This is a genomic window from Streptomyces sp. NPDC044033, from assembly GCF_056434425.1.
On the sequence record NZ_JBWKFF010000032.1, the window covers coordinates 1 to 16987 of the forward strand.

A 16987-nucleotide genomic window follows, 5' to 3' on the forward strand; every position below is an offset into this window, starting at 1 on the left:
GCGCCCTCCCGGACCTCGCTCCCCGCACGGGCGTCGACCAGGACGCTCTCTACCGCCCTGTGTCCTAATTGCACGTACCCCCCCACCCCCCCCCCCCCCCCCCCCCCCCTCTCCCCCCCCCTCCCCCCCCCCCCCCCCCCCCCCCCCAAGGCCGGGGACAGCGTCTCCGTGCACTACGTCGGCGTCGCCTTCTCCAGCGGCGAGGAGTTCGACGCGAGCTGGAACCGCGGCACCCCGCTGCAGTTCCAGCTCGGTGCCGGCCAGGTCATCGCCGGCTGGGACCAGGGCGTGCAGGGCATGAAGGTCGGCGGACGCCGCCGGCTGACGATCCCCGCGCACCTCGCGTACGGCGACCGCGGCGCCGGCGGTGGCCGGATCGCGCCGGGCGAGTCGCTGATCTTCGTCTGCGACCTGGTCTCCGTCTGAGCCTCGTCACCGACGTCCGAGGGCCCATGCCGACCGGCATGGGCCCTCGGCTTTTGCGGCACGTACCGCGAGCGGTACGGTCAGCGGTCGGGAGCACAACGAGAGAGGGCGTCGATGGCGATTGCCAAGGCCGAGCGGCTGATGAATCTGGCGCTGTGCCTGCTGGGGACCCGCCGTCCGCTCAGCAAGCGGGAGCTGCGGAGCTCCATCGAGGCTTACCTGGAGGCGTTCGGTCCGGGGAGCGGCGGGGGGCCTGGGACCGGCGCGGCCCTACGGTCCGGCGCCATCACGTCCGGCGGCGACGAGTCCTTCAACCGGATGTTCGAACGGGACAAGGAAGACCTGCGCGAACTCGGCCTGATCATCGAGACCGTCGACATGCTCAACGGCGACACCGGCTACCTCGCCCGCCGCGACAGCAACCGCCTCCCCGCCATCACGCTCGACGCCGCGGAGGCCGCGGCCCTCGGTCTCGCCGCGAAGGTCTGGCAGCAGGCCCGGCTCGCGGGAGCGGCCAGCGGCGCGCTCCAGAAGCTGCGCGCCGCCGGGATGCCGCTCGCCGACGCCGACCCGTACGAGAGCCCGGGCGCCCTCGAACCGCGGATCGCCGCCCACGAAGCCGCCTTCGAACCCCTGATGCTGGCCGCCCGTGACCGTCGCCCCGTCGTCTTCGACTACCGCAAGGCGAACGCCGCGCGCCCCGAGCGGCGCCAGGTCGAGCCCTGGACGCTGGAGTTCTGCCGCGGCCACTGGTACCTGGCCGGCTGGGACCGCGACCGCGGCGCCGAGCGGGTCTTCCGGCTCTCCCGCATCACCGGTAAGGTCCGCTCCCGTGCCGCCGCCTACACCGCCCCCGTGCCCGACCACGTGACCGTCCGCGAGACGGTGGAGAGCTGGGCCGGAGAGAACGCCACCGCGACCGCCCGCATCAAGCTGCGCGCCGGCCACGGCTACCCGCTGCGCGCGAAGGCCCTCACCACCCACGCCCTGACAGACGGCTGGGACGAGCTGGAGGTTCCGTACGGACACGGACTGGATGCCTGGCTCGTCGAGTTCGGCCCCGATGTGATCGTGCTGGAACCCGCCGAGCTGCGGGCCGACGTCATCGAGCGGCTGCGCGCCGTCGCCACGGGCTGAGAGGTACACACAGCGAAATGGCCAACGCCATCGACCAGACCCGCCGGATGCTCTCCCTGGTGACCTATCTGCGCGAGCGCCCCGGCGCGCGCGTCACCGACGTCGCCCGCGCCTTCGGCATCTCCGAGGACGAGCTGATCTCCGACCTCGACGTGCTCCCCATGTGCGGCACCAGCTTCCGCGGCGGCGACCTCCTGGACATCGACACCGACGGCGACCGCATCTGGTGGCACAACCCCGACGACGTCGCCGAGCCGCTGCGCCTCGCGGCCGACGAGGCCACCGCGCTGCTGGTCGCCGCCCGCGCCGTCGCCACCCTGCCCGGCCTGCGCGAGGGCGACCGGCAGGCGCTGCTGCGCGCCACCGCCAAGCTGGAGACCGCGGCGGGCGAGGCGGCCGGGGCCAGCTCCCGGCTCTCGGTCACCTTCGAGTCCGAGGGCGGCGTCTTCGCCGACGTCGACCGGGCCATCGCCGAGCGCCGCCGGCTGTGGCTGCGCTACTACTCGCCCGCCCGCGACGAGCTCACCGAGCGCGAGGTCGACCCGATCCGGCTCTTCGCCGTCGGCCATACGTACGTAGAGGCGTGGTGCCGGCTCTCCGAGGCGCGGCGCACCTTCCGCCTCGACCGGGTCGCCGAGATCAAGCTCCTCGACGAGCCCAGCGACCCGCCCCCCGTCGAGCTGCGCGACCTCTCCGAAGGGCTGGTGCAGCCCGCCGCGGAGGACCCCGAGGTGGTCGCCGAGGTGGGGCCGGGCGGCCGCTGGGTCGCCGAGTACTACCCGCACGACAGCGCGGAGGAGCTGCCCGGCGGCGGCCTGCGGATCACCCTGCGCACCCCCGAGCCCGCCTCGCTGCGCCGCCTGGCGCTGCGGCTCGGCGGCGACGGGCGGATCGTCTCCCCGCAAGGGCTGGCCGACAGCGCGCGCGCCGCGGCCCGCGAGGCCCTCGCGGCGTACGGCGAGTGACACGAGTGGTGAGAGACGTCGGAGAAGGGGTCGTGATGACGGCGATGACGAAGGCGGCGGTGCTCTTCAAGGCCGCCTGTCCCGACTGCCGGGGCTGCTTCGAGCTGGGCGCCGGGGCGCTGCGCCTGGCGATCGGGGCCAGCCGCCGCACCACCTTCTACTCCTTCACCTGCCCCGACTGCGGCTCCTCGGTCCGCAAGCCGGCCGGCGAGCGGATCATCGAGCTGCTCACCGGCGGCGGCGTCAGCACCCTGCGGCTGCACTCCACCGTGTGAGCGCCCGCTCCACCCCGGCCCGATAGGCTCCTCCCCATGCTCTGGCCCATGATCGCCATCGCCCTCGCCTTCTGCGGGATCGCCGTGCTCGGCGTGCTCGCGCTGCGCGTCTTCACCGAAGTGCGGCGGCTCGCCCGGCAGGTCGACACGGCCTCGCAGCAGATCACCCGGGCCGCCGAGGACCTCGAACGCGCGGCTGCCCCGCTCGCCTCGCACGCGTCGCAGACCCTCCGTTCGGAGTGAGCGTCGCGCTCTGCTGCCGGGCCGTCCCGGACGGTACGCTGAAGTGCCGGTGGCGCTGATTTCGAGGCGGGGGGCGGAATCGGGAGTACGCACAGGGATTGCCCAGCGTTCACCCCTGCGCGTTACGATCGCTGCCAGCACGGCGGAGCCGGACGCCTGTCCGACTGGCCCCACAGACCCATTCCATGCCGCCTCGGTGAGAAGGTAACGCTTATGTTGTTCGGAAAGCTCGGTGCTCCAGAGATCATCCTGATTCTTGTCGTCGTGGTCTTGCTGTTCGGCGCGAAGAAGCTTCCGGACATGGCGCGCTCGCTCGGCAAGTCCGCGCGGATTCTCAAGAGCGAGGCCAAGGCGATGAAGTCGGAGGGCCAGGACAAATCGGCCGCCCCGGCCGACCCGCCGCAGGACGCGGCCCAGCCTCCCCGTACGATCAAGGCCGCTCCCGGCGACGTGACCGGCGCCCGTCCGGTGGCCGAGCCGACCGACAGCACGACGCAGCGCTGACCGAGGGCCGACTTTGAGGCGGCCGTCCAGTACTGCCGCCGGACGCACGAGATAGGGACGTGGGTTGCTCAAGCCTGCCCGCAAGAAGGAGAAGGACCCCGAGGGGCGGATGCCACTCGCGGAGCACTTGCGCGAGCTGCGGAACCGTCTCGCCAAGGCCGTGCTCGCGATCATGGTCATCGCGGTGATCGCCGCCTTCTACTACAAAGACATCATCGAGCTCTTCAAGCAGCCGATCGAGGACGCGATCGGCTGCAAGGTCTCGTTCGCGGAGCTCGCCACCAAGGACAAGCGGCAGACCTGCGGCAACATCACGATGTCCGGCCTCATGGGGCCGTTCTCGCTGATGATCAAGGTGTCGCTGATGTCCGGCGTCGTCGTCGCGAGCCCCGTGTGGCTGTACCAGCTGTGGGCCTTCCTCGCGCCGGGGCTGCACCGCACCGAGAAGAAGTACGCCCTGAGCTTCGTCGCCGCGGGCGCCCCGCTCTTCGCGGCCGGCGGCTTCTTCGCGTACAAGATCATGCCCGCCGCGTCCACGGTCCTCATCGAGTTCACACCGCCGGGCGTGGACAACCTGCTGCCCCTCGATGAGCTGATCGACCTGATCACCCGCCTCGTGGTGGTCTTCGGTCTCGCCTTCGAGCTGCCGCTCCTGCTGATGATGCTCAACCTGGGCGGCATTCTCAGCGGTCGCCGGATGCTCGGCTGGTGGCGCGGCATGGTCATGGGCGTCACGGTCTTCGCGGCCGTCGCCACACCGAGCGTGGACCCTGTCTCGATGCTCGCGCTGGCGGTCCCGATCGTCATCCTCTACTTCATCGCGGTGTTCATCGCGCTCTTCAACGACAAGCGGAAGCGCGCCGCCAACCCCGACGCCGACCTCGACCCCGACGAGGCGTCCCATATCGACTTCACGCCGCCGGATGTCGGCGAGATCGAGCCGGTACGGGCCAGCAAGGCGCTGCCCGGCCAGTCCGCCGGCGGCACCGACGACAGCACCGGCTCCGAGCCGACCAGGCGGAACGGGTACGACGACGCCACCTGACCGGGCAGGGGCCTGACCCGGCAGGGGTCTCGGCCGGAGGTACTGCGGGCCGCGGGCGCGGCGCCCACGTGGCGCGGCCCGCGGCCCGTTCGCCGACGCGGAGCCAATGCCGTCCGCGGCCCGCGGAGCACTGGGCGGACGAGGAGCCCGATAAAGATCGCATGACTGTCAGAGGCGGCCGGTAGGCTCGTACACAAGATGACCGACGACATGTCCCCAGCTGAGCGCTACGCCGCTGCCCGGCTGCGCGCCGCCGACCTGGCCACCGCACTCGCGCCCTTCCGCGAGATGTACGACTTCGAGCTGGATCCCTTCCAGATCGAAGCCTGTGAGGCCCTTGAGACCGGTAAGGGCGTGCTGGTCGCCGCCCCCACCGGCTCGGGCAAGACCATCGTGGGCGAGTTCGCCGTCCACCTGGCCCTCACGCAGGGCCGGAAATGCTTCTACACCACGCCCATCAAGGCGCTCTCCAACCAGAAGTACAGCGACCTCGTCAAGCGCTACGGCGCGGACAAGGTCGGCCTGCTGACCGGCGACAACAGCGTCAACTCCGAGGCACCGGTGGTCGTCATGACGACCGAGGTGCTCCGCAACATGCTCTACGCGGGCTCCCAGTCGCTGACCGGCCTGGGCTACGTGGTCATGGACGAGGTGCACTACCTCTCCGACCGCTTCCGCGGCGCCGTCTGGGAGGAGGTCATCATCCACCTTCCGGAGTCGGTGACCCTGGTCTCCCTGTCGGCGACCGTCTCCAACGCGGAGGAGTTCGGCGACTGGCTGGACACCGTGCGCGGCGACACCGAGGTCATCGTCTCCGAGCACCGCCCCGTGCCCCTGGGGCAGCACGTGCTGGCGGGCCGCCGGATGTACGACCTCTTCGAGGAGCGCAGCGCCCCGGGGAGCGGCAGCAGCAGCGGCAGACGCGAGGTCAACCCCGACCTCGTGCGGCTGGCCAGGATGGAGAACAGCCGCCCGTCCGGCGCCCGGGACCGCCGCCGCGGCAAGAACCTGCGCGAGGCGGACCGCGAGCGCGAGCGCCGCCAGCGCAGCCGGATCTGGACGCCCAGCAGGGCCGAGGTCATCGAGCGCCTCGACGCGGACGGGCTGCTGCCCGCCATCACCTTCATCTTCAGCCGCGCGGGCTGCGAGGCCGCCGTCCAGCAGTGCCTGTACGCGGGGCTCCGGCTCAACGACGACGCGGCGCGCGCCAGGGTCCGGTCGATCGTGGAGGAGCGCACCGCCGCCATCCCCGACGAGGACCTGCACGTACTGGGCTACTTCGAGTGGCTGGAGGCCCTGGAGCGGGGCGTCGCCGCGCACCACGCGGGCATGCTGCCGACGTTCAAGGAAGTCGTCGAGGAGCTGTTCGTCAAGGGCCTGGTCAAGGCCGTCTTCGCCACCGAGACCCTCGCACTCGGCATCAACATGCCCGCCCGTTCGGTGGTGCTGGAGAAGCTCGTCAAGTGGAACGGCGAGCAGCACGCCGACATCACCCCCGGCGAGTACACCCAGCTGACGGGCCGCGCCGGACGGCGCGGCATCGACATCGAGGGGCACGCGGTCGTGCTGTGGCAGCGGGCCATGGACCCGGCCGGCCTCGCGGGGCTGGCCGGCACGCGCACGTACCCGCTGCGCTCCTCCTTCAGGCCCTCGTACAACATGGCCGTCAACCTGGTCGCGCAGTTCGGGCGGCACCGCTCGCGGGAGCTGCTGGAGACGTCCTTCGCGCAGTTCCAGGCCGACAAGTCGGTCGTCGGGATCTCCCGCCAGGTGCAGAAGAACGAGGAGGGCATGGAGGGCTACCGGGCCTCCATGACCTGCCACCTGGGCGACTTCGACGCGTATATGCGGCTGCGCCGTGAGCTCAAGGACCGCGAGACCGACCTGGCCAAGCAGGGCGCCACCCAGCGCCGGGTCGCCGCGGCGGCGGCGCTGGAGAAGCTCAAGCCGGGCGATGTGATCCATGTGCCGACCGGCAAGTACGCGGGCCTCGCGCTGGTGCTGGACCCCGGGCTGCCCGCCGGCCGTACGGACCGGCACCGCGGCTTCGAGCACCACGACGGGCCGCGGCCACTCGTCCTCACCGCGGAGCGGCAGGTCAAGCGGCTGGCCGCGATCGACTTCCCGGTGCCGGTCGAGGCGCAGGAGCGGATGCGGATCCCCAAGTCCTTCAACCCGCGCAGCCCCCAGTCCCGCCGCGATCTCGCCTCCGCGCTCCGCACCAAGGCCGGGCACATCGAGCCGGGGCGGCACCGCAAGCAGCGGGCGGCCGCCGCCGACGACACCGAGATCCTGCGGCTGCGCACCGCGATCCGGGCCCACCCGTGCCACGGCTGCGACGACCGCGAGGACCACGCGCGCTGGGCCGAGCGCTACGACCGCCTCCACCGCGACACCCGCCAGCTGGAGCGGCGCATCGAGGGCCGTACGAACACCATCGCGCGCACCTTCGACCGTATCTGCGCGCTGCTGACCGACCTCGGCTATCTGCGGGGGGACGAGGTCACCGAGGACGGCCGCCGGCTCTCCCGCCTCTACGGCGAGCTGGACCTGCTGGCCTCGGAGTGCCTGCGCGACGGCGTGTGGGAGGGGCTGCGCCCCGCCGAGCTCGCCGCCTGCGCCTCGGCGCTCGTGTACGAGGCGCGTGCCGCCGACGACGCGATGCCGCCGAAGCTCCCCACCGGCGACGCGAAGCGGGCCCTGGGCGAGATGGTCCGCATCTGGGGCCGGCTCGACGCCCTGGAGGAGGAGCACAAGATCAACCAGGCCGAGGGGGTGGGTCAGCGCGAGCCCGATCTGGGCTTCGCCTGGGCCGCCTACCGCTGGGCCTCCGGCCACGGCCTCGACGAGGTCCTGCGGGAGATCGAGATGCCGGCCGGCGACTTCGTCCGCTGGTGCAAGCAGCTCATCGACGTCCTCGGCCAGATCGCGGCCGCCGCGCCCCCCGGCACCACGGTCGCCCGGAACGCCCGCCGGGCCGTCGACGGGTTGCTCCGGGGCGTGGTGGCGTACTCCTCGGTGGGCTGACGGGCCAGGCCGACGGGCCCCTGGCCGCCGGGCGCGGGCCGCGGCGGCCAGAGGCTCGCGGCGGTCGCGGGCCGCGCACGTCCGAGGGCTGCCGCGAGCCGTTTGCCCGTACACGACTGCGGCGGGCCCCGACCGGGGCCCGCCGCTGCCGTCGTCCCGCCGCCGCTCAGGAAGCGGGTGCGGACTCCTGCTCGGCCTCCACCTGCTGGTTCCACTCGCGCTTGGACGCCTGCCAGCCGTCCTCGTCGTGGCCGCGCCGCCAGTAGCCGGAGATCGACAGCCGCTCGCGCGGAATCTCGCGCTCGACGCGCAGATAGCGCCGCAGCTCCTTCACGAACCCCGCCTCGCCGTGCACGAACGCCTGCACGTCCCCGGCCGGGAACTCCAGCCCGCGCACGGCCTCGACCAGCTGCTCGCCGACCGGGACCGCGCCCCGGTGCAGCCAGACCACCTCGGCGTTGGCGGGCAGCTTCAGCTCCTGCTGCTCCGCGGCGTCCGCGACCTCGATGAAGGCCCGTACGGGCACGCCCGCGGGCATCCGCTCCAGGGCCGCGGCGATGGCCGGCAGCGCGCTCTCGTCACCCGCGAGCAGATGCCAGTCGGCGTCCTCGCCGGGGGCGTAGGCGCCGCCCGGGCCCATGAAGAAGATCTCGTCGCCGGGGCGGGCGTTCACGGCCCAGGGGCCCGCGATGCCCTCATCGCCGTGGACGACGAAGTCCACCGCCAGCTCGCGGGCCGCCGGGTCCCAGCCGCGCACGGTGTACGTCCGTACGACCGGCCACTGGTCGCGCGGCAGATCGGCGCGGATCTGGGCCATGTCGAAGGGCTCGGGGTATTCGACACCGTCGAGCGGGAACACGATCTTGATGTAGTGGTCGGTGAACTCGCCGGCGCTGAACTTCGCCAGACCTTCGCCACCGAGCACCACCCGCACCATGTGCGGGGTGAGGCGCTCGGTCCGGATGACCTGGGCGTGGTTCTGCTGCGGCTTTTTGCGGACCGGGCGTTCTGCTGCCACGTCATCTCCCCTGACACGCCAATGGTTAGTTGTACCTAACTTAACAGTTCAGCCGCGAAGAGTGGAGAGCAGTCGCTGGGCGGACCCGCCCAGCCCCCATTCGGCGGTCAGCTGTTCCAGGGCCCGCGGGTCACGCGGCTCGCGCGGCAGCGCGGCGTCGAACTCCGGCAGCGGCACATCCGAGGCGACCCGCACCACCTTGGGCGCGACCGCGATGTAGGGCCGGGCCTCGTCGAGCCGCTTGCGCTGCGAAGGGGTGAGCCGGGAGGCCGGGTCGTCGACCGCGGCCATGATCCCGGCGAGGTCGCCGTGGGCCGCGAGCAGCTTCGCGGCGGTCTTCTCGCCGATGCCGGGCACCCCCGGCAGGCCGTCGCTGGGGTCGCCGCGCAGCAGCGCGAGGTCGACGTAGCCGGGGCCGTCGACCCCGTACTTCTCCCGCAGTAGCGCCTCGTCCACGATCTGTAGCGTGCCCACGCCCTTGACCGGGTAGAGGATGCGGATGCCGCGCCGGTCGTCCACCAGCTGATAGAGGTCCCGGTCGCCCGTGACGATCGCGACCGGCCCCCGCGCCTGCCCGGTCAGCGTGCCGATCACGTCGTCGGCCTCGTACCCCTCGGCGCCGACGCGGGCGATGCCCACGGCGTCCAGTACGTCCTCGATCACCGGCACCTGCGGGGACAGCGTGTCGGGCGTGTCCTCGGCGTCGGGGCCGCTCGCGACCTCCTCGGCGACCCGGTGCGCCTTGTAGGAGGGGATCAGGTCGACCCGCCACTGCGGCCGCCAGTCGAAGTCCATGCAGGCGACCAGGGCGTCCGGCCGGTGGTCCTGTACGAGGCGGGCGATGAAGTCGAGGAGGCCGCGCACCGCGTTGACCGGGGTGCCGTCCGGCGCCCTGACCGATTCCGGCACTCCGAAGTAGGCGCGGTAGTAGAGGGAGGCGGTGTCGAGGAGCATCAGGCGTCGCGTCACCCGTCGATGATGCCGCATCCGTCGAATGTGAAGGAAACGTGAACTGGGTCACGGTCCGGTTTGCTTCGATCGAGCGGGGGCAGGCGCGAAATCGGAGCGGACCCGGTAGCGATTTCAACTACTACTGCTACTCGGACGCGCGGCCGAATCCGCACCGCTCCACGACCCGCCCACGGGGGAGGCGGGTCGTTTTGAGTTCAACTCGAGAGGTGTATGTGTCCAGGCTGCAAGCCGAGCACTTGTACAAAGTGTTCGGCAGACGACCCGAAGCCGCCGTGAAACGGCTCGAAAGCGGCACCAGCCGCGAAGAGCTGCGTTCCGACGGCACCACCGCGGCCGTGATCGATGCCTCGTTCTCTGTCGAGGCCGGCCACATCTTCGTTGTCATGGGTCTGTCCGGATCCGGTAAGTCCACGCTGCTGCGCATGCTGAACGGGCTTTCGGAGCCGACCAGCGGACGCGTCCTCTTCGATGGGCAGGACCTGACCGAACTGACCCCGCGCGAACTGCGCAAGGTGCGCTCGCAGAAGATCAGCATGGTCTTCCAGCACTTCGCGCTCTTCCCGCACCGCAGTGTCATGGAGAACGCGGCCTACGGCCTAGAGGTGCAGGGCGTCCCGCGCGAGGAGCGCGACCGCCGTGCCGTCGAGGCGCTGGAGCTGGCCGGCCTCAAGGGCTGGGAGAAGTCCTGGCCCGACGAGCTCTCCGGCGGCATGCAGCAGCGCGTGGGCCTGGCCCGCGCGCTCGCCACCGACGCCGACCTGCTGCTGATGGACGAGTCGTTCAGCGCGCTCGACCCGCTGATCCGCCGTGACATGCAGGACCAGCTGCTGGAACTGCAGGCCCGGCTGAAGAAGACGATCATCTTCATCACCCACGACCTCAACGAGGCCATGCGCCTGGGCGACCGAATAGCCGTCATGCGTGATGGCCGGATCGTCCAGAACGGCACCGCCGAGGACATCCTGGTGCGCCCCGCCAACGACTACGTCGCCTCCTTCATCCAGGACGTCGACCGGTCCCGGGTGCTCACCGCCGGATCGATCATGGCCGAGCCGAGCACCGCCATGGGCTCCCGCGCCGGAAACGGCAGCACGGTCCGTACCGATCAGGACGTCCTGGACGCGGCGCCCGCCACGGTCACCACGGAGACCCCGATCGCCGAGCTGTTCACGCCCTGCTCCAGCAGCGACGACGCGGTCGCCGTCACCGGCGCCGACGGCGCGCTCGCGGGCGTCGTGACCCGCGAACGGCTGCTGTCGGTCCTCGGTGAGCAGCCGCACACCGCGCCGAGCGAGGAACCGCCCAGCGGCGAGGCCAAGGCGAAGGTGATCGCCGGTGCCTAGACTCAACTTCGGTAGCTGGGTCGAGGACGCCGTCAAGTGGCTCCAGACCCACATGGAGTGGCTCTTCGACTTCGTCAGCCAGGTGCTGACGGGGATGTACGACGGCGTCGACAAGGTGCTGGGCGCCCCCGAGCCGCTGCTGATGGCCGGTATCTTCGCGGTCATCGCGTTCTGGCTGCGCGGCCTGGTGCCCGCCGTCCTCGCGTTCGTGGGCTTCGCGCTGATCGACTCGCTCCAGCTGTGGGACGACGCGATGGCGACGCTCTCGCTGGTGCTCGTCGCGTCCGTCATCACGATCGTGATCGCGGTGCCGCTGGGCATCTGGTCGGCCCGCAACCGCACCGTCAGCGGTGTGCTGCGGCCCGTGCTGGACCTCATGCAGACGATGCCCGCCTTCGTCTACCTGATCCCCGGCGTGATGTTCTTCTCGATCGGCCCCATGCCGGGCCTGATCGCGACCATCATCTTCTCGATGCCGCCCGGCGTCCGGATGACCGAGCTCGGCATCCGGCAGGTCGACGGCGAGCTGGTGGAGGCCGCCGAGGCGTTCGGCACGACCCCCCGCGACACGCTCATACGGGTCCAGCTGCCGCTGGCCCTGCCCACCATCATGGCCGGCATCAACCAGGTCATCATGCTGGCGCTGTCCATGGTCGTCATCGCGGGCATGGCCGGCGCGGGCGGTCTCGGCGAGCAGGTCTACGCCGCGGTCACCCAGGTCAACATCGGCGGCGGTGTGGAGAGCGGCCTGGCCGTCGTCATCCTCGCCATGTACCTGGACCGGATGACCGGCGCGCTCAACCAGCGGGTCTCCCCGCTCGGCCGGCGCGCGCTGGCCAAGGCCGCGGCCGCCATGCGCGGCGCGAAGTTCCTGCACTACCGGCCCGGCACGGCGGTCGCCACCGTCGGTGTCGTGGTCCTCGCGCTCATAGCGGGCGGCATGAACCTGGCCCAGAACGACGACAAGCCGAGCGCCTCCGCGGCCACCGACGTGGGCCACGGCAAGCAGATCAACATGGGCTACATCCCGTGGGACGAGGGCATCGCCTCCACGTACCTGTGGAAGGAACTGCTGGAGCAGCGCGGCTACAAGCCGAATGTGAAGCAGCTCGACCCCGGGCCGCTCTACTCCGGCATCGCCAAGGGCGACATCGACTTCCAGACCGACGCCTGGCTGCCGACGACGCACAAGGCGTACTGGGACAAGTACGGCTCCCAGCTCACCGACCTCGGCTCCTGGTACGGGCCGACGTCGCTGGAGCTGACCGTCCCGTCCTACATGAAGGACATCAACACGATTGATGACCTCAAGGGCAAGGCCGGCGAGTTCGGCGGCAAGATCACCGGCATCGAGTCCAGCGCCGGTGAGATGGGCCTGCTCAAGGACAAGATCTTCCCGGCGTACGGGCTCGACGGCGAGTACAAGATCGTCTCCTCGTCGACCGCGACGATGCTCGCTGACCTGGACCGTTCGATCAGCGCGCACAAGCCGATCGTCGTTCCGCTGTGGTCCCCGCACTGGGCGTACAGCAAGTACGACCTGAAGAAGCTCAAGGACCCGAAGGGCGCCTGGGGCAAGGGCGACGAGCTGCACACCGTCGCCGCGAAGGGCTTCGAGTCCAAGGACCCCACGGTCGCGGGCTGGCTGAAGAACTTCAAGATGGACGAGAAGCAGCTCTCCACCCTGGAGAACACGATCCAGTCGGCCGGCAAGGGCAAGGAGCAGGACGGCGTCCGCACCTGGCTCAAGGACAACCCGAAGGTCGCGGACACCCTCGCGCCGCTGCCCAAGGGCAAGGGCTCGGCTGCGAAGGGCAAGGACGCCGGCAAGGCCGTCAACATGGGCTACTTCCCGTGGGACGAGGCCATCGCCTCCACGTACCTCTGGGAGAACATCCTGGAGGACCGCGGCTACAAGCCGAAGGTCAAGCAGCTCGACCCCGGCCCGCTCTACACGGCGCTGGCGCAGGGGCAGATGGACGTCCAGTTCGACTCCTGGCTGCCGACCACGCACAAGCAGTACATGGACAAGTACGGAGACAGACTCTCCGATATCGGCGCGTGGTACGGGCCGACGTCGCTGGAGCTGACCGTGCCGTCCTACATGAAGGACGTCAACACGCTCGACGACCTCAAGGACAAGGCGAGCGAGTTCGGCGGCAAGATCACCGGCATCGAGTCCAGCGCCGGTGAGATGGGCATCCTCAAGGACAAGGTCATGCCGGCCTACGGGCTCGACAGCGACTACAAGCTCGTCTCCTCCTCGACGGCCACGATGCTCGCCGACCTGGACCGCTCGATCGCGCAGCACAAGCCGATCGTCGTTCCGCTGTGGTCCCCGCACTGGGCGTACAACAAGTACGACCTGAAGAAGCTCAAGGACCCGAAGGGCGCCTGGGGCAAGGGCGAGAAGATCCACGTCGTCGGCAAGAAAGCCTTCGGCTCGGACTTCCCGGAGCTCAACGGCTGGCTGAAGAACTTCCACATGGAGGACAAGGACCTCGCGTCCCTGGAGGACCAGATCCAAAAGGGCGGCAAGGGCAACGAGAAGGCGTCCGCCCGGAAGTGGATGGACGACCACCCGGGGACCGTCGACAAGCTGGCTCCTGTCGGCTCGTAACGGTTCCGCCGCTCGCCCTGCGAAGCGGCTCGCGCGGGAGCCCCGCCTCCGGTCTCGTACCGGGGGCGGGGCTCTTCGCCGTATTGGCGCGGACAGAGCGGACCACCCGCGCCCGACGGCGTGAGCGTGCCGCTGTACATAGGACCGAGGCCGGTAGACAGATTCAACTATGAATGCGCGAGGGCTACTTGACAGGCGGCGGCGGAATGACGCGCGCCCTCCGGCAAAGGGTCCGCTCAGCGGAATCGGCCTTGTGCGCGGCGAGCGCCTCGCGGAATATCGACCCAGTCGGAGAAGGTTTCGAGGCGTTGAAGGAAGCGCGGAACGACCACGGTGGGCACCGCTTTCACGACCGGAATCCAGGAGCTCCGGGCCGCTTCACCGCCGGCGGCCCGAACGGCTCGGGCGAGCGCGACCTCACGCAGGGGAGTGAAGTCGGCACCGCGCCGGCCAAGGGGGGCGTCTGCTGAACGGCCGCCGGGAACCGCCGGGCCCGCCTTCCTGTACGGGTGGGCCCGGCGCGTCGCGAGCGGAGAGCGACTGACCACTCACGGGGGGACAAGCGCCGGACGGCGCCCGGACGCCCCGGGCGCGGGCGGCCCAAGGGCACAGCGGCGGCACCACCACGCGGGCCCGGGGACGACCATCCACCACCCCCGGACCGCCCGTTACGCGGGCCATTGGCCGGATACGGGCTGGCGGCGACCGCCGAAGGCCAATTGAGTGGTAGGGACGGGCGCCACCGCCGCGAGCCGGCGGGCGCGCACGGGGGGAGAGAACCTTGTCGTTCAGCAACACCGGCCGCCTTCCCGAACTGGAGCGGCCGGCCGTGAGGACAACCGTCGGGGGACGCGGAGTTCTGGAAGGCGCGTTCTCCCTGCTGGAAGCGGTGGAACGGGCGGGGGAGGCCGGACTCACCCGGCTGGCCGCCGACAGCGGCCTGCCGAAGGCCACCGCCCACCGGCTGCTGTCGCAGCTCGTCGAGCTCGGGGCCGTCGAACGGTTCCGCGACCGCTATCGCATGGGCTCGCGCATCTTCCGCCTCGGCCGGCGCTGGCAGCCGCACCCCGCCCTGCTCGGCGCGGCCCGCGCGCCCGTACGGCACCTCGCCGACACCACCGGCACGACGGTGGGCCTCTGCGTGCTGCGCGAGGGCCGCACCATGGTCGTCGCCGGGATCGGGGGCCGGGCCGACGGGGTGGCGCCGCAGCGCCCCGGCGCGATGTACCCGTGGTCGACGGCCGCGGGCCAGGTGCTCGTGGCCGGCGCCCAACCCGGCCTGCCGCTGGGCCCGCTGCCGAGATCCTGGGCCCGTACCGCCGCCGCCATCAGGGACAAGGGCGTCGCCTTCGACCGCGAGGAGATCATGCCGGGCGTGTTCTGCGCGGCGGCCCCGCTGTTCGGCGCGGACGAGACCGTCGTGGCGTCCGTCTGCGCCGTGACCGGTTCGGCGGCCCGGCTGGCGTGCCTCGCCGAGCCCCTGACCCAGGCCGGCCAGGCCATCAGCGCGGCGCTGCGCACGCGTTGACCGTACGGTGGGGCGATGACCCGTCGCACTCGTAAGGTGGGGCGATGACCCGTCGCACTGCCGTACGGCGCGTGGTGTCCCTCGTGCCCTCGCTCACCGAAGCCGTGGCCGTCACCGCGCCGGGCCTCCTCGTCGGCGCCACCGACTGGTGCGGCCACCCCGCCGATCTCGACGTCACACGCGTCGGCGGCACCAAGAACCCCGACACCGACCGGATCGCCCGGCTCGCCCCCGACCTCGTCATCGCCAACGAGGAGGAGAACCGGGAGCCCGACCTGGCCGCGCTGCGCGCCGCGGGCCTGCGCGTCATGGTCACCGAAGTGCGCACCCTGGAGCAGGCGTTCAGCGAGCTGGAGCGGGTCCTGGCGGACGGCTGCGGGCTGGCCCGGCCCCAGTGGCTGGACCGGGCGGAAGCCGCCTGGCGGGACCCGGTACGCGCGCCCGTCCGGCTGCGGGCGGCGGTGCCGATCTGGCGGCGGCCCTGGATGGTGCTCGGCCGCGACACCTTCGCGGGCGACCTGCTGGCCCGGCTCGGCGTCGACAACGCCTACGCCACCCACACCGAGCGCTACCCGCGCGTTCCGATCGAGGAGCTGCGCGCCGCCGGCCTCGACCTCGTGGTGCTCCCGGACGAGCCGTACCGCTTCACGAAGGACGACGGGCCCGAAGCCTTCCCCGCGGCTCTGCCCGCCGCCCTCGTCAGCGGTCGTCATCTCACCTGGTACGGGCCCTCGCTGGCCGAGGCGCCCGCCGTGCTCAGCGCGGCACTGCGAGCAGCGCGCCGCTGAGCACCCCGCGCAGCGTGCGCACCCCGGCCACCAGCCACGCCACGACCAGCACGGCGAACAGCGCCACCGCGAGCCAGGTGTAGAAGCGCAGCCCGGTGTGGTTGGCCAGTCCCGCGGCGCCCGTCACACAGGTGCCGATGGGGAAGGTGAAGCCCCACCAGGTCATCGAGAAGGTCATGCCGTTCCGGAAGGCGCGGACCACCGTCGCCGTGGCGATCGCCAGCCACAGCAGCGCGAAGCCCATCACCGGCACGCCGTACAGGACCGCGAAGGGGGTCATGGCGTGCGCGTACGTGCCGTCGATCGCGCCGTGCGCGGCGTCGGCGAGGTTGTTGACCGCGGTCGTCGACTGCCCCAGCGGACCGAGCACGAGGAACATGGTCGGCGTCAGGGCCAGCGGCAGCGGCCCCTGGTGGACGAGGCGGGCGAAGATGACCGGCAGCATGATGAAGGTGGCGAGCAGGGACAGCCCGAACAGCGCGTAGCAGCCCAGCAGCAGCGTCTCCCGCCACTGGCCCGACGGCAGGTGGGCGATCAGGGCCGGGCCGCAGGCCGCGGACACCATGGGCGCGACCACCGGCAGAATCCACACCGGCGAGGCCGTGCCCGCGTCGACCTTGTGCCGGGTCACCATCAGATACGGGATGGCGGACGCGGCGACGAGCCCGATGGCGGTACCCGCGATCCACAGCACCGTGTCGACGGCGACCCCCGCCGAGACGCCGATGACGTCCGCGCCGACCGACAGGCTGCCCGCGCCGACGGCGAGCAGCGCCATCGCCAGGCAGCCGTAGAACGGCGCGACGGCCGGGTCGAGGAGGTGCTTGCGCGCCTGGTCGGCGTGGCGGGCCCAGTGCGCGCCGCGCCCGACGAGCAGCACGACCAGCAGCACCGCGCCCAGCGCCCAGACGACCTGGTACGCAGTGCGCAGCCCCCAGAAGTGGAGCGGCAGACTGGCGCCCGCGTTCGCGACGATCGCCGTCCCCATGACGGCCGCGTACCAGTTGGGTCCGAGCATGCGGACGGACCCGCGGGGGCGGTTCTCTGCAAGGGGGCGGGAGCGCGGCTGCGCGATAGTGGTCATGGCACCAACATG

Annotated in this window: 14 protein-coding genes and 1 pseudogene; 12 read left to right on the plus strand and 3 right to left on the minus strand. The window is 71.4% G+C overall.

Annotation, left to right across the window (positions count from 1 at the left end):
• Window positions 1–138: 138 nt before the first annotated feature.
• From AC07AB_RS36360 to AC07AB_RS36395, 8 genes and pseudogenes are all read left to right on the plus strand, one after another.
• Window positions 139–426 (plus strand): annotated as a pseudogene (locus tag AC07AB_RS36360) (FKBP-type peptidyl-prolyl cis-trans isomerase); the annotation flags it as partial.
• Between the two features lie 114 nt (window positions 427–540).
• The gene (locus AC07AB_RS36365; RefSeq protein ID WP_478576196.1) at window positions 541–1563 is read left to right on the plus strand and encodes a helix-turn-helix transcriptional regulator; all 1023 of its coding nucleotides are present in this window, start codon (window positions 541–543) and stop codon (window positions 1561–1563) included.
• A gap of 17 nt (window positions 1564–1580) precedes the next feature.
• Window positions 1581–2528: a helix-turn-helix transcriptional regulator gene (locus AC07AB_RS36370; RefSeq protein ID WP_478576197.1), complete on the plus strand. Its 948-nt coding sequence runs from the start codon at window positions 1581–1583 to the stop codon at window positions 2526–2528.
• A gap of 35 nt (window positions 2529–2563) precedes the next feature.
• Window positions 2564–2803 (plus strand): hypothetical protein, encoded by a 240-nt coding sequence (locus AC07AB_RS36375; protein WP_478576198.1) that lies wholly within the window; start codon window positions 2564–2566, stop codon window positions 2801–2803.
• A 36-nt stretch (window positions 2804–2839) separates the two neighbouring features.
• Window positions 2840–3046 carry a hypothetical protein gene (locus AC07AB_RS36380; protein WP_478576200.1) on the plus strand — a complete coding sequence of 69 codons (207 nt, stop codon included), beginning with the start codon at window positions 2840–2842 and terminating at the stop codon, window positions 3044–3046.
• Between the two features lie 216 nt (window positions 3047–3262).
• Window positions 3263–3550: a Sec-independent protein translocase subunit TatA gene (tatA, locus tag AC07AB_RS36385; RefSeq protein WP_478576313.1), complete on the plus strand. Its 288-nt coding sequence runs from the start codon at window positions 3263–3265 to the stop codon at window positions 3548–3550.
• A gap of 64 nt (window positions 3551–3614) precedes the next feature.
• The gene (tatC, locus tag AC07AB_RS36390) at window positions 3615–4595 is read left to right on the plus strand and encodes a twin-arginine translocase subunit TatC (RefSeq protein ID WP_478576201.1); all 981 of its coding nucleotides are present in this window, start codon (window positions 3615–3617) and stop codon (window positions 4593–4595) included.
• Window positions 4596–4793: 198 nt separating this feature from the next.
• Window positions 4794–7622, plus strand: coding sequence for a DEAD/DEAH box helicase (locus AC07AB_RS36395; RefSeq protein WP_478576203.1), 2829 nt, complete (start codon window positions 4794–4796; stop codon window positions 7620–7622).
• 166 nt (window positions 7623–7788) lie between these two features.
• Here AC07AB_RS36395 and AC07AB_RS36400 read toward each other — a convergent pair whose 3' ends face one another.
• Both AC07AB_RS36400 and AC07AB_RS36405 read right to left on the minus strand, forming a co-directional pair.
• On the minus strand, window positions 7789–8640 hold the full coding sequence (locus AC07AB_RS36400; protein WP_478576205.1) for a siderophore-interacting protein: 852 nt from the start codon (window positions 8638–8640) through the stop codon (window positions 7789–7791).
• 48 nt (window positions 8641–8688) lie between these two features.
• Window positions 8689–9594: a 5'-3' exonuclease gene (locus AC07AB_RS36405; RefSeq protein ID WP_478576315.1), complete on the minus strand. Its 906-nt coding sequence runs from the start codon at window positions 9592–9594 to the stop codon at window positions 8689–8691.
• Between the two features lie 230 nt (window positions 9595–9824).
• Between AC07AB_RS36405 and AC07AB_RS36410 the strand changes: the two genes are divergently transcribed.
• The 4 genes from AC07AB_RS36410 to AC07AB_RS36425 all read left to right on the plus strand — a co-directional run bounded on the left by AC07AB_RS36410 (window position 9825) and on the right by AC07AB_RS36425 (window position 15891).
• A complete protein-coding gene (locus tag AC07AB_RS36410) occupies window positions 9825–10955 on the plus strand; it encodes a quaternary amine ABC transporter ATP-binding protein (protein ID WP_478576207.1) in 1131 nt (376 codons plus the stop codon).
• Window positions 10948–13575, plus strand: coding sequence for an ABC transporter permease/substrate binding protein (locus AC07AB_RS36415; protein WP_478576209.1), 2628 nt, complete (start codon window positions 10948–10950; stop codon window positions 13573–13575). Before AC07AB_RS36410 ends, AC07AB_RS36415 begins: the two co-directional genes overlap by 8 nt.
• 781 nt (window positions 13576–14356) lie before the next feature.
• Complete coding sequence (locus tag AC07AB_RS36420; protein WP_478576211.1) at window positions 14357–15103, plus strand: IclR family transcriptional regulator; 747 nt, start codon at window positions 14357–14359, stop codon at window positions 15101–15103.
• A 44-nt stretch (window positions 15104–15147) separates the two neighbouring features.
• Window positions 15148–15891, plus strand: a complete 744-nt coding sequence (locus AC07AB_RS36425) for a helical backbone metal receptor (protein WP_478576213.1) — start codon at window positions 15148–15150, stop codon at window positions 15889–15891.
• Here the strand turns inward: AC07AB_RS36425 and AC07AB_RS36430 are convergent.
• Window positions 15860–16975 carry a TDT family transporter gene (locus AC07AB_RS36430; protein WP_478576215.1) on the minus strand — a complete coding sequence of 372 codons (1116 nt, stop codon included), beginning with the start codon at window positions 16973–16975 and terminating at the stop codon, window positions 15860–15862. The genes AC07AB_RS36425 and AC07AB_RS36430 overlap by 32 nt on opposite strands.
• Window positions 16976–16987 lie beyond the last annotated feature (12 nt).

Excerpts from the sequence above, each read along its gene's own strand:
- AC07AB_RS36395 (WP_478576203.1), top strand. The coding sequence starts at position 4,794 with ATGACCGACGACATGTCCCCAGCTGAGCGCTACGCCGCTGCCCGGCTG.
- AC07AB_RS36405 (WP_478576315.1), bottom strand. The coding sequence starts at position 9,594 with ATGCTCCTCGACACCGCCTCCCTCTACTACCGCGCCTACTTCGGAGTG.
- AC07AB_RS36370 (WP_478576197.1), top strand. The coding sequence starts at position 1,581 with ATGGCCAACGCCATCGACCAGACCCGCCGGATGCTCTCCCTGGTGACC.
- AC07AB_RS36430 (WP_478576215.1), bottom strand. The coding sequence starts at position 16,975 with ATGACCACTATCGCGCAGCCGCGCTCCCGCCCCCTTGCAGAGAACCGC.
- AC07AB_RS36425 (WP_478576213.1), top strand. The coding sequence starts at position 15,148 with ATGACCCGTCGCACTGCCGTACGGCGCGTGGTGTCCCTCGTGCCCTCG.
- AC07AB_RS36365 (WP_478576196.1), top strand. The coding sequence starts at position 541 with ATGGCGATTGCCAAGGCCGAGCGGCTGATGAATCTGGCGCTGTGCCTG.
- AC07AB_RS36380 (WP_478576200.1), top strand. The coding sequence starts at position 2,840 with ATGCTCTGGCCCATGATCGCCATCGCCCTCGCCTTCTGCGGGATCGCC.
- AC07AB_RS36375 (WP_478576198.1), top strand. The coding sequence starts at position 2,564 with ATGACGGCGATGACGAAGGCGGCGGTGCTCTTCAAGGCCGCCTGTCCC.